Origin of the sequence: Sporosarcina sp. P16b, from assembly GCF_002743065.1 — a bacterium.
In the GTDB taxonomy this organism is placed as follows: Bacteria; Bacillota; Bacilli; order Bacillales_A; family Planococcaceae; genus Sporosarcina.
In genome coordinates, this window is the sequence record NZ_PDYO01000004.1 from 43,890 (window position 1) to 55,709 (window position 11,820).

Here is an 11,820-nt window from a genome sequence, read left to right on the forward strand (position 1 = left end):
TTTAAAGTACATGGATTGAAGAAAGTGAGTCGGTTTAACGTGCACAGATAAATGAAAGCGTTTGCAGCTTGATTGTTGGCGCAACGATTTACGGCAATGACGGAATGTAAAAGAAGAATGGAGGGTATTGGATATGAATTTTGATTTGACGGATGAACAACAAATGGTGCGCAAGCTGGTTCGCGATTTTGCAGAAGCGGAAGTGGAGCCGGGTGCGGATGAGCGCGATCGTACAGGGGAATTCCCGAAAGAGATTTTTGAAAAGTTTTCGGAGCTTGGCTTGATGGGGCTACCTTTTCCGGAAGAGTACGGCGGTGGCGGAGCAGATACGACGAGTTTTGCTATCGTCACGGAAGAATTAAGCCGAGTCTGCGCATCGACAGGCATCACGTATTCTGCGCATATTTCACTTGGCGGAGCACCGATTCATTTGTTCGGCACACCGGAGCAGAAAAAGAAATATTTAATGCCGATTTGTACGGGTGAATCGTTCGGGGCGTTTGGATTGACGGAGCCGAATGCGGGGTCGGATGCGGGCGGGACAGAAACGACAGCTGTTCTTGATGGCGATGAGTGGGTCATTAACGGTTCGAAGTGTTTCATTACGAATGCAAGCTATGCGAAACATCTTGCTGTGACTGCGATTACAGACCGCTCAAAAGGAATGAACGGCATTAGCGCATTTATCGTGCCGACCGATGTACCAGGATTTACGGTCATCGCAAACTATGAAAAAATGGGACTTCATTCTTCTAACACGACGGAATTGATTTTGGAAAACGTCCGGGTGCCGAAAGAAAATCTTCTTGGCGAAATTGGAAACGGTTACAAACAGTTTTTAGCAACGCTTGACGGTGGACGGATCGGCATCGGCGCAATGGCTGTTGGCATAGCGCAAGGAGCGTACGAGAAGGCGTTGAATTACGCGCAAGAGCGAAAGCAGTTCGGCAGAAGCATTTCGAACTTCCAGGCGATTCAATTCAAACTTGCGGATATGGCAATGAATATCGAGCTGGCACGCAATATGGTGTATAAAGCAGCGTGGCTAAAAGATCAAGGGCGCCCGTTCAAAAAGGAAGCGGCGTTTGCAAAATTATTCGCTTCTGAAATGTGCATGCGCGTCTGTGATCAAGCAGTGCAGGTTCATGGCGGCTACGGCTATATTAAAGAATACCAAGTTGAACGTTTCTTCCGTGATGCGAAACTTTTAGAAATCGGTGAAGGTACGTCTGAAGTCCAGCGCATGGTCATTGCAAAACAGATCGGCTGCTGATTTTGAAAAGGTTTTAATGAATTGACAAAGGGGCGATTGAATGGATATTGAACGAGTTTTACAAGTAGCTGCGAATAGTAAACTTATTTATCCTAGTGAAGAAAAGGCGCGCTCGACTTCGATTGGTAGCGCAGAAGCTTTCCAAGAACTTCTCCGGCAGTCCCAGGAAGATCCTGCTGCATTTTGGGATCAGCAAGCCCGTGAGCTCGAATGGTATGAACCGTGGACAGAGACGATCAGTGGCAAACTCCCTGATTTCAAGTTCTTCGTGGATGGCATTACGAATCCTAGCATCAACTTACTAGACCGGCATATACATAACGGTGCCGGTAACCGGACAGCGCTCATTTGGGAAGGTGAGAACGGCGATTCGAAGTTTTACACGTATTCGATGCTCCTTGCAGAAGTAAACCGTTTTTCTAATGTGCTTCGATCTTTCGGCGTGAAAAAAGGCGATTGTGTCGCGATCTATCTTCCGAATTTGGCGGAAGCCGTCATAGCGGTGCTCGCGTGTTTCCGTGTCGGGGCAATTTACAACGCAGTCTTCTCAGGCTATTCCGAGCGTTCTTTGTCCGACCGATTGGCAAGCTTTGAACCGAAAGTCATTATCACAGCGGATGCGACAATGCGCCGCGGCAAAGAAATTCGCTTAAAAGAAAAAGTCGATCAAGTCGCGCCGTCCACTTCTTCAGTTGAAGCGGTCATCGTCGTCAATCGCATGGGCATCGATATCGACATGCAGGAAGGCCGCGATTACTGGTGGCATGAGCTGACGGAAAAAGCGAGTATCCATTGCGAACCGGAGCGCCTTGAAGCGAATGAAAGCGGGATCGTTTTCTATACGAGCGGCACGACGGGAAAGCCGAAAGGGATCGTGCACTCAGGTGCGGCATTCGTCGTGCAAAACTATGTCTATGCGAAATACCATCTCGACCATCGCGATGACGACGTATTTTGGTGCACGGCGGATATCGGCTGGCTGACGATGCATATTTGGGGTATCGTCGGAGCCCTTGCGAACGGCGTTACGACAGTCATTTGCGAAGGAGCGATCGATTATCCCGAGAAAACACGTTTTTATCAAATCATTGAAAAATACCGTGTCAATAAATTATTTACCGCTCCGACAGCGCTACGCATGTTGAAAAGCATGGGTCAGGAGCCAATCGAGCAGTTTGACTTGTCATGCCTTGACGTGATCGCACTCGTCGGCGAGCCGTTCGATGCGGAGACGTGGCACTGGACATATGAAGTGCTAGGCAAGAAAAAAGTCTATATTAACAACACTTGGGGGCAGACCGAAACGGCCGGCTCGCCGATTGCAGGAGCAGCATGGCTGACGCCGATGAAACCCGGGTCTTCGGGCACGCAGTTTTTAGGCGCAGTATTCGATGTCGTCAATGAAGCCGGCGAACCTGTGAAAGCCGGGCAGCTTGGCAACTTGATCATTAAAAAGCCATTCCCGATGCTATGCAGGACGATTTGGAGAGAGCCGGAACGTTACTACGGTTCATACTACAGCCAAGTCGACGGTAGCTACTACGCTAGTGATCTCGCACTGATCGACGAAGACGGCTATATTTGGGTAGTCGGCCGTTCAGACGATGCGTTCAACGTTGCAGGCCACCGTTTGAGTACGATGGAAATGGAAAGCGCCGTGCTCGAAAGTGCAGGCGTGGCGGAATGCGCGGTCATTGGCGTGCCGGATGAAATTAAAGGAGAAGTGCCTATCGTTTTCGTCCGTCTTTCAGAAAATGTAACAGACGGGGAGGAAGTCGCAGGGCGGATTAAAGAAAACATCATCCGCCAGATCGGAAAAATCGCCCAACCGAAAGAAATCATCATAACGGACTCCCTGCCTAAAACGGTGAGCGGAAAAATAATGCGTCGCCTGATTAAAGAAATCGTTACGACAGGCAGTGTCGCGGGTGATGTGACGGGGCTTGAAGATCCGTCGACAGTTGCGGAACTTCAGAGCGTCATTAAAGCGAAAACTGCGAGCAAATAAATGAACAGTAGAGCCGGTCTTTTTATGGCCGGCCCTCCTTTTCCTAAATGGATGCACACGAAAGCTTGATTACACGATAAATTGAAAGGGTGAATATCATGTTTAAAAAGATTTTGATTGCGAACCGCGGGGAAATAGCGGCCCGTGTCATGCGTACATGCAGGGCTCACGGTATTAAAACAGTTAGTGTCTATTCGGAAGCGGATGCGGAAGCTGTCCACGTCAAGCATGCGGATGAAGCATATTTGCTCGGCGGACCGCGCGTAACGGAAAGTTATATGAAAATCGATAAAATTTTAGAAGCGGCGCATCAGTCGAAAGCGGAAGCGATCCATCCAGGCTATGGTCTGCTCTCTGAAAACGCTGAATTTGCACGCCGCTGCGAAGAAGAAGGATTCGTGTTCATCGGGCCTTCGCCTGAAGTCATTTCTGAAATGGGCAGCAAAATTGCAGCGCGCAAGGCGATGGAAAAAGCCGGTGTTCCGGTCGTGCCGGGTATCACCCGTGCCCTTGCAGACGCTGAAGAAGCGATCGAAGCGGCGGAAACTATCGGCTATCCGGTTATGCTGAAGGCGTCTGCGGGCGGCGGTGGAATCGGCATGCAAGTCGTCTACAGCGCTGACGAAATTCACAAAGCGTTCGAAGGCAATCAAAAACGAGCGACTGATTTCTTCGGTGATGGCGCGATGTATATTGAAAAATTCGTCGAGAATCCGCGCCATATCGAAATTCAAATCTTAGCGGACAATAGTGGAAATACAGTGTACTTATGGGAGCGCGAGTGCTCAATCCAGCGCCGCCACCAAAAAGTAGTAGAGGAGGCGCCGTCTTCATTCATTTCAGAAGAGACACGAAGAAAAATGGGGGAAGCAGCAGTTAAAGCGGCAAAGTCCATTGGCTATAAAAATGCTGGCACGATCGAGTTTTTAGTCGATGCAGACCAAAACTTCTACTTTCTTGAAATGAATACACGGCTGCAAGTTGAGCATCCGATTACAGAAGAAATTACGGGGCTCGACTTAGTGAAAGAGCAGCTTGATATCGCAGCGGGAAAAACACTTACATTTGCGCAGCAAGACGTCAAACGCGACGGACATGCAATTGAAGTACGTATTTACGCTGAAGATCCGAAAACATTTTTCCCTTCACCGGGGACCATCACAAAACTTAAGTTGCCAGAAGGACCGGGCATCCGCCACGAATTGGCAGTACACGGTGAGTCGATTGTCACACCGTTTTATGACCCGATGATTGCGAAACTCGTCGTCAAAGGTAAAGACCGCGACGAAGCGATCGACCGCCTGCAGGAAGCGCTTTCGACCTACCATATCGAAGGCATCAAGACGAATATTCCAATGCTTCAGGAAGTAGCAGCACATGAAGCATTCCGTTCTGGGGATACGACAACGGAATTCGTGGAAAAATATTTGACGAAAAAAAAGAAAAAACAAAAACAAACGAAATGACTTTGGGGGGATTACTATGACAGAAATTACTGCAAGCATGGCAGGAAGCGTTTGGAAAGTACTCGTGAAAGCAGGAGATGAAGTAGAAGAAGATCAAGACATCGTCATCTTGGAATCGATGAAAATGGAAATACCGATTGCAACTGATTTTGATGGTGTCGTAAAAGATGTAAAAGTGAACGAAGGCGAATTCGTCAATGAAGGAGACGTCATCGCAGTCATTGAATAATTCCTGTAGAAGGAGATGAAACGATGAAATGGCCTAAAACAATTACGATTAAAGAAGTTGGACCGCGAGACGGACTGCAGAACGAAAAAATCTTCATTCCGACAAAGGACAAAATCGCCTGGATTAATGAGTTGTCTAAAAGTGGCCTGACATCGATTGAAGTGACGTCTTTCGTCAATCCGAAATGGATTCCGGCGCTCGCGGACGCAGCTGAAGTAATGGCGGGCATTAATCGGGAGCCGGGCGTCTCTTATTCGGCGCTCGTCCCGAACCGTCAAGGGCTTGAACGAGCTTTTGAAGCAGATATCGATGAAGCGGCGGTGTTCTTGTCAGCGAGCGAAACGCATAATATGAAAAATATTAATAAAACGATCACGGATACACTGCCTGTATTAAAAGAAATTGTCCAAGACGCGAAAATGGCAAGCAAGAAGACGAGAGGCTATGTGTCTACAGTGTTCGGCTGTCCATACGAAGGCATAGTCGATACGGAAGCGGTCGTCCGCGTGTCGGAGTCGCTATTTGATATGGGCATTGACGAATTGTCGCTTGGCGATACGATCGGCGTTGCGAATCCTCGGCAAGTCCAGGAAGTGCTTGACGTACTGCTGAAACGTTTTCCGGCAGACAAATTGGCAATGCATTTCCATGACACACGCGGGACAGCTTTAGCGAATGTCCTGACGTCACTTGATATGGGCATTACGGTGTTCGACAGTTCTGTTGGCGGGCTCGGCGGCTGTCCATACGCACCGGGTGCTTCAGGCAATGCAGCGACAGAAGATGTATTGTATATGCTGCATGGAATGGATATTCATACCGGCGTCGATGGTGAGAAAATTTTAGCGGCGTCCGCGTTTATCCAAGAAAAAATCGGCCGGGCGCTTCCAAGTAAGAATTTGCAGGCTGCCGGTGCGCATGATAAGTGAAGGACGTGAGTAAATGGGCAATAATGTGGTATTAGAGAAGCGCGGCGACGGAATTGCGGTCATTTTATTGAATCGTCCGGAAGCGGCGAATGCATTGTCAGTTGAGATGCTGGGCGGGCTTTACAATGCACTGCAGGAATGCCGCTACGACCGGGAAATCCGCGCTGTTATTATAACGGGCGCTGGTGAAAAAGCTTTTTGTGCAGGCGCTGATTTAAAGGAACGCCTAGGAATGAATCCGGTCGAGGTGCGCAAGACGGTTTCGTTGATCCGTCAGACAATTAACGGCATTGAATCATTGCCGCAGCCGGTCATAGCTGCAGTCAACGGCGTTGCGCTCGGCGGCGGGACAGAACTGGCCCTGGCATGCGACATCCGGATTGTAGCGGAGACGGCAAAGTTTGGATTGACGGAAACTTCGCTCGGCATTATTCCGGGAGCTGGCGGAACGCAACGACTGCCGAGATTGATCGGCAAAGGACGTGCGAAAGAGCTTATTTTCACAGCGCGCAAAGTCGAAGCGACAGAAGCATCGGAAATCGGGCTTGCTGAATACATGGTGGCGCCTGATCAGTTGATGGATCAAGCGCTTACTGTCGCGGGACAAATCGCTGCCAACGGTCCGCTCGCTGTCGCGCAGGCGAAGTTCGCGATTGACCACGGCTATGATGTAGAACTGCAGACGGGGCTCGCAATCGAACAAAACGCCTATGAAGTGACGATTCCTTCCAAAGACCGGCTCGAAGGACTGCAGGCATTCAAGGAAAAACGCAAGCCTGTATATACGGGCGAATGATGAATGATCATAAAGGAGGCAGGACTATGACAACAGATACGAAATCTTTGCAACAAGCATTGAATGAAAGAGTGGAGCAGATTAAAAAAGGTGGCGCACAGAAATACCATGAGAAAAATACGGAACAAGGGAAAATGTTCGTTCGGGACCGCTTGAAATTATTATTCGATTCAGATCTTGAAATCGAAGACGGCCAATTCGCGAACTGCATGGCGGGCGATCTTCCTGCTGACGGAGTGGTAACAGGCATGGGGAAGATTAACGGCCAAGTTGTTTGCGTCATGGCGAATGATTCCACCATCAAAGCAGGCTCATGGGGCGCGCGGACAGTGGAAAAAATTATCCGCATCCAGGAAACCGCTGAAAAATTGAATGTGCCGCTCGTTTACTTAGTCGATTCAGCAGGCGCACGCATTACGGATCAAGTCGAAATGTTCCCGGGCCGCCGCGGTGCGGGGAAAATTTTCTATAATCAAGTGAAATTATCCGGCCGCATTCCGCAAATCTGCGTTTTGTTCGGCCCGTCAGCTGCTGGTGGCGCGTATATCCCAGCGTTTTGCGATATCGTCATTATGGTCGACAAAAACGCTTCGATGTATCTTGGCTCACCGCGTATGGCGGAAATGGTCATCGGTGAAAAAGTAACGCTCGAAGAAATGGGCGGCGCGCGCATGCACTGCTCAATATCAGGATGCGGCGATGTGCTCGCGAAAAACGAAGAAGACGCAATCGCAGCGGCGCGGAGATATTTATCATATTTCCCGGCAAACTTCTCGGAAAAGCCACCTGTACGTGATACAGTGGCGCCGAAACAGCTGGATAAGGCACTGGAAGAAATCATTCCGAAAAATGAAAACGCTCCGTTTAATATGCACGACTTGATCAAAGGGATTATCGATGAAGATTCATTTTTCGAAATCAAGAAACTGTTTGCAGGCGAGCTCATTACTGGCCTTGCGCGTATCGACGGAAAAGCGGTCGGTATTATCGCGAACCAGCCACGCGTTAAAGGTGGCGTGCTATTCCATGACTCTGCCGACAAAGCGGCAAAGTTCATCAACCTTTGCGATGCGTTCCACATTCCGTTACTATTCTTAGTCGACGTACCTGGATTCATGATTGGAACAAAAGTAGAACGCGCAGGCATCATCCGCCACGGCGCAAAAATGATTTCTGCGATGTCAGAAGCGACTGTGCCGAAAATTTCCGTCATTGTCCGCAAAGCATACGGCGCAGGTCTGTACGCCATGGCAGGCCCGGCATTTGAACCGGATGCGTGTTTAGCACTGCCATCCGCTTCCATCGCGGTCATGGGACCTGACGCAGCTGTCAACGCAGTCTACGCAAACAAAATTGCTGCGCTACCCGAAGAAGAGCGCGCAGCTTATATTGAAGAGAAGCGCAGCGAATACAAAGAAGATATCGATATTTACCATTTAGCTTCCGAAATGATTATTGACGGCATCATCCCAGCAGACTCACTGCGCGATGAGCTGATTACGCGCTACGAAGCGTATGCGACGAAATATATCCAGTTTACGGAACGTAAGCATCCAGTTTATCCGGTGTGATGGAAGCAGACAGGTCCCGCGTCACCGAGAGGGACTTTTAATTAACTATTTACGTGTCAGATTCAGCAATTTCACATTTTCGAGAATTGGCATACAAAACGTATACACACAGCGCGTAAACAATTGCTACTATTGCATTTTTTATGTCTTGTTGAGACGTAATAAAGTGAAATCTAGATATGATCTAAAAAAGCACGGTAGCATTGTTAAATCAATGTATACCGTGCTATTTGTATGAGACTTCAAATAGTAACATTAAAATGCCAAAGTATTCCTTACGAAAGTCATACAAATTCTTAGTTTATTACCTTCTCTAATTTTAATCGTAATATACTTTGTGAAATGCTGCACTTTGAGAGGAGTGGGGGATAGAAGGCGCACGAGGAAGACATACTCATTACTACTGACAAATCAAAAATGAGAATATATCGCACACTAGCCGTTTTTAATTAATGGGATTAGAATGATTGGATATAAACAGTGAAACATGTTTTGTCCTAAAAAGAATGGAATAAAAAGGAGGAGGAAAAAGATGGGAAGAGTAGTTCACTTTGAAATTCACGTAGACGACATGGAAAGGGCACAAAAGTTTTATGGAGATGTATTCGGATGGACCTTTCAGGACTGGAGTGAGTATGCAGGGATGCCTTATTGTGGAGCAGTGACTGGTGATAGTGAGCTTGGAGTGGATGGAGCATTGATGCAACGTCAAGGTCCGCGTCCAGAACGTAACCAACCATTAAATGGTTATGCTTGTACTATAGGAGTCGATGAGTACGATTCGACTGAAGTGAAAATTCTTGATGGTGGGGGCAGCGTTGCAATACCCAAATATGCGTTGCCAGGAATGGCATGGCAAGGCTATTATTTGGATACCGAGGGTAATATTTTTGGAGTTCATCAACCAGATAAAAATGCAAAATAATAAGGTTGTTTTGTGAGGAATGTAATCTTAAACTAAAGAGACATTTTGTTTTGTAATAATTTTACTAGGTTTGATTATTTTAAAGGAGTGATGCACAATGGCTGTCGATATTTATTTAACGTTTAATGGGAATTGTCGTGAAGCGGTTGAGTTTTATGCAGACGTTTTTGAAACCGAAAAACCTAACTTTATGACTTTCGGTGAAAAATCTCCAAATCCAGAATACCCTCTTCCAGAAGAAGCAAAAAACTTAATTATGCATACTCGTTTAGCTATTGAAGGAAGCACTGTAATGTTTTCAGATACGTTCCCTGGTTCGCCTTTCACAGTTGGAAACAACATTAGCTTAGCCTACCAATGTGTAGAAGCGGAAAAGTTACAAATGGTTTATGAAAAACTAAAAAAAGAGGGGACCGTTGGGATGGAACTTCAAGAGACTTTCTGGTCAAAACTTTATGGCCAGGTCACTGATAAATTCGATGTAATTTGGCAATTGAGTTTAATCAACGAAGACGAAGTTTCTTAACAGCAAACAATCCAAGTCGTAAAGTTTTGAATTGGCAGACGGCATGGAACCATTAATCAAAAGAGGTGTAGGTATGAGTAAAGTTTCATCTACGACTTTGAACATGATAAGAAATTTTAATGTAGCACCTGAAAAAGTATTTGATGCGTGGCTGAACCCAGAAATGATGAGAAAGTGGTTCTTCACATTGGAAGGGACAAATAAAGTGACACGAAATAATCCCAAAGTAGGCGGTACTTGGGAAATTATTGACCATAGAGGAGGACAAGATTACCGCGCGATTGGGGAATATCTAGAAATTGATCCTCCGAAAAAAGTGATGTTCACTTTTAAGATGCCAGAAATGAGCGATTTAGAAGATACAATTACAGTTGAGCTAAAAGAGCTCGAGCAAGGTTGCAAGATGACATTCACACAATTGATCCATGTTGCTCAAGAAGTGAATTGGACAGAGTCCGAGATCGAAAAAGCACTTACAGAAATGCATGATGGCACTGAAGTTGGCTGGAATTATATGTTTATGGGATTGAAGGAATTAGTGGAAACAGGTAGAGTTAGCTATACAGGGTAAAAAAGTTTAAACAAAGAGAGGAAAGTAGAATATGAAGGACGTTAAACCATTTTTAATGTTTCAGGGCGGAACCGCCGAAGAAGCTATGAAATATTACACCTCACTCATCGAAGACTCAGAAATTAAAAGCATTACGCGGTACGGGGCTGAAGGACCTGGTGAAGAAGGTACAGTGATACAAGCGGTCTTCTCGTTAAAAGGACAAGAGTTCATGTGTATCGACAGCCATATTGATCACGAGTTTACATTTACTCCATCTTTTTCTATTTATCTAACGTGTGATACTGAAGAGGAAATTGACAGTCTTTATGAAAAAATGATGCAAAACGGTACAGCTCTCATGCCTTTAGATAACTATGGATTCAGTAAAAAATTCGGATGGCTGAATGACCAGTTTGGTATTTCATGGCAGTTGAACTTGCCAGAGTAATGTAGATGCAAAAGAAATTCGAGATATTTTACAATCGGATGCTTAACTGAAAGCATGAGCGCATTTTTATAATTTTACAGACAAAATAATAAACAGTAAAATGCTGATCCCATTTATATTTAATAAATGGGATCAGCATTTTTGAATTGGCGGTATTATTAGAACCTCATGAAATTCGTTCCATTTTCCGGATTTTTTCCACAGTGATGATTACTAGAAGAAGATATTTAGGCACATTTAGCGGAATTAATACATTAGTAATCAACATATATTTATTGATATTCGATAAATTTGGTGTTAAAGTAAAATTTATAATATTGAAGGTAAGCGAGGTGTTTTTAATGAAACTAGGGACAACACTATTTTTAAAGATAGCTGTCATTTTAATTGGTATTCCAGTTCTAGCTGTGTGCATATTTTTGTTGCCGCAGTTAGCTATTGAGGCAAAAGAAGCTACGGAAAGAGGTTGGGATTTTGCTTATGCAGTATATAGTATTTTAGTAGTCATCTATATTTCGGTGATTCCATTTTATTTTGCCTTGTACCAAACCTTTAACCTATTAAACTTTATCGATGGAAATCAAGCGTTCTCTGAGTTGTCTGTAAGGGCGTTAAAGAAAATCAAATACTGTGCGATCATAATTAGCGGCTTATATGTAGTAGCCCTTCCATTCGTCTTTATCATGGCAGAGATAGACGACGCCCCAGGTCTGGTAATAGTCGGAATGATTCCTATTTTTGCTTCCATGGTGATTGCGGTCTTTGCTGCTGTTCTCCAAAGGCTTTTAAGAGAAGCAATCGATATAAAAGAGGAAAATGATTTAATAGTCTGAGCAGAGGTGAATAACATGGTAATTATCATCAATATTGATGTGATGTTAGCCAAAAGGAAAATGAGTGTTACGGAACTTTCCGAGCGAGTTGGGATTACAATGGCGAACATCTCCATACTGAAAAATGGAAAGGCGAAGGCGATTCGACTATCGACTTTAGATGCGATTTGTAAGGCTTTAGAGTGTCAGCCTGGGGATATATTAGAATACCAAGTAGGAGAAGACACGGAAAATCCAGCAGAGTAGAAAACGAGTCAATGCAA

At 45.6% G+C, this 11,820-nt stretch carries 13 protein-coding genes; all 13 read left to right on the forward strand.

Going from position 1 to position 11,820, the window contains the following annotated elements:
- Positions 1 to 133 precede the first annotated feature (133 nt).
- Positions 134 to 1,273, forward strand: a complete 1,140-nt coding sequence (locus CSV77_RS06910; protein ID WP_099672844.1) for an acyl-CoA dehydrogenase — start codon at positions 134 to 136, stop codon at positions 1,271 to 1,273.
- 40 nt (positions 1,274 to 1,313) lie between these two features.
- Positions 1,314 to 3,281, forward strand: coding sequence for an acetate--CoA ligase (locus CSV77_RS06915; RefSeq protein ID WP_099672845.1), 1,968 nt, complete (start codon positions 1,314 to 1,316; stop codon positions 3,279 to 3,281).
- A gap of 98 nt (positions 3,282 to 3,379) precedes the next feature.
- Entirely contained in the window at positions 3,380 to 4,747 is a 1,368-nt protein-coding gene (locus CSV77_RS06920) for an acetyl-CoA carboxylase biotin carboxylase subunit (protein ID WP_099672846.1), read from the forward strand.
- Positions 4,748 to 4,763: 16 nt separating this feature from the next.
- Positions 4,764 to 4,976, forward strand: a complete 213-nt coding sequence (locus CSV77_RS06925) for an acetyl-CoA carboxylase biotin carboxyl carrier protein subunit (RefSeq protein ID WP_099629756.1) — start codon at positions 4,764 to 4,766, stop codon at positions 4,974 to 4,976.
- Positions 4,977 to 4,999: 23 nt separating this feature from the next.
- Complete coding sequence (locus CSV77_RS06930) at positions 5,000 to 5,905, forward strand: hydroxymethylglutaryl-CoA lyase (protein WP_099672847.1); 906 nt, start codon at positions 5,000 to 5,002, stop codon at positions 5,903 to 5,905.
- Positions 5,906 to 5,918: 13 nt separating this feature from the next.
- Complete coding sequence (locus CSV77_RS06935; RefSeq protein WP_099672848.1) at positions 5,919 to 6,701, forward strand: enoyl-CoA hydratase; 783 nt, start codon at positions 5,919 to 5,921, stop codon at positions 6,699 to 6,701.
- A gap of 26 nt (positions 6,702 to 6,727) precedes the next feature.
- Positions 6,728 to 8,272: an acyl-CoA carboxylase subunit beta gene (locus tag CSV77_RS06940; RefSeq protein ID WP_099672849.1), complete on the forward strand. Its 1,545-nt coding sequence runs from the start codon at positions 6,728 to 6,730 to the stop codon at positions 8,270 to 8,272.
- A gap of 532 nt (positions 8,273 to 8,804) precedes the next feature.
- The gene (locus CSV77_RS06945) at positions 8,805 to 9,197 is read left to right on the forward strand and encodes a VOC family protein (protein ID WP_099672850.1); all 393 of its coding nucleotides are present in this window, start codon (positions 8,805 to 8,807) and stop codon (positions 9,195 to 9,197) included.
- 97 nt (positions 9,198 to 9,294) lie between these two features.
- Positions 9,295 to 9,723 carry a VOC family protein gene (locus CSV77_RS06950; RefSeq protein ID WP_099672851.1) on the forward strand — a complete coding sequence of 143 codons (429 nt, stop codon included), beginning with the start codon at positions 9,295 to 9,297 and terminating at the stop codon, positions 9,721 to 9,723.
- Positions 9,724 to 9,796: 73 nt separating this feature from the next.
- Positions 9,797 to 10,294, forward strand: coding sequence for an SRPBCC family protein (locus tag CSV77_RS06955; protein WP_099629762.1), 498 nt, complete (start codon positions 9,797 to 9,799; stop codon positions 10,292 to 10,294).
- 31 nt (positions 10,295 to 10,325) lie between these two features.
- The gene (locus CSV77_RS06960; RefSeq protein WP_099672852.1) at positions 10,326 to 10,724 is read left to right on the forward strand and encodes a VOC family protein; all 399 of its coding nucleotides are present in this window, start codon (positions 10,326 to 10,328) and stop codon (positions 10,722 to 10,724) included.
- 341 nt (positions 10,725 to 11,065) lie between these two features.
- Positions 11,066 to 11,557, forward strand: a complete 492-nt coding sequence (locus CSV77_RS06965) for a DUF2975 domain-containing protein (RefSeq protein WP_099672853.1) — start codon at positions 11,066 to 11,068, stop codon at positions 11,555 to 11,557.
- Between the two features lie 15 nt (positions 11,558 to 11,572).
- Positions 11,573 to 11,803 (forward strand): helix-turn-helix domain-containing protein, encoded by a 231-nt coding sequence (locus tag CSV77_RS06970; RefSeq protein ID WP_099672854.1) that lies wholly within the window; start codon positions 11,573 to 11,575, stop codon positions 11,801 to 11,803.
- Positions 11,804 to 11,820 lie beyond the last annotated feature (17 nt).

Excerpts from the sequence above, each read along its gene's own strand:
- CSV77_RS06910 (WP_099672844.1), top strand. The coding sequence starts at position 134 with ATGAATTTTGATTTGACGGATGAACAACAAATGGTGCGCAAGCTGGTT.
- CSV77_RS06915 (WP_099672845.1), top strand. The coding sequence starts at position 1,314 with ATGGATATTGAACGAGTTTTACAAGTAGCTGCGAATAGTAAACTTATT.
- CSV77_RS06920 (WP_099672846.1), top strand. The coding sequence starts at position 3,380 with ATGTTTAAAAAGATTTTGATTGCGAACCGCGGGGAAATAGCGGCCCGT.
- CSV77_RS06925 (WP_099629756.1), top strand. The coding sequence starts at position 4,764 with ATGACAGAAATTACTGCAAGCATGGCAGGAAGCGTTTGGAAAGTACTC.
- CSV77_RS06930 (WP_099672847.1), top strand. The coding sequence starts at position 5,000 with ATGAAATGGCCTAAAACAATTACGATTAAAGAAGTTGGACCGCGAGAC.
- CSV77_RS06935 (WP_099672848.1), top strand. The coding sequence starts at position 5,919 with ATGGGCAATAATGTGGTATTAGAGAAGCGCGGCGACGGAATTGCGGTC.
- CSV77_RS06940 (WP_099672849.1), top strand. The coding sequence starts at position 6,728 with ATGACAACAGATACGAAATCTTTGCAACAAGCATTGAATGAAAGAGTG.
- CSV77_RS06945 (WP_099672850.1), top strand. The coding sequence starts at position 8,805 with ATGGGAAGAGTAGTTCACTTTGAAATTCACGTAGACGACATGGAAAGG.
- CSV77_RS06950 (WP_099672851.1), top strand. The coding sequence starts at position 9,295 with ATGGCTGTCGATATTTATTTAACGTTTAATGGGAATTGTCGTGAAGCG.
- CSV77_RS06955 (WP_099629762.1), top strand. The coding sequence starts at position 9,797 with ATGAGTAAAGTTTCATCTACGACTTTGAACATGATAAGAAATTTTAAT.
- CSV77_RS06960 (WP_099672852.1), top strand. The coding sequence starts at position 10,326 with ATGAAGGACGTTAAACCATTTTTAATGTTTCAGGGCGGAACCGCCGAA.
- CSV77_RS06965 (WP_099672853.1), top strand. The coding sequence starts at position 11,066 with ATGAAACTAGGGACAACACTATTTTTAAAGATAGCTGTCATTTTAATT.
- CSV77_RS06970 (WP_099672854.1), top strand. The coding sequence starts at position 11,573 with ATGGTAATTATCATCAATATTGATGTGATGTTAGCCAAAAGGAAAATG.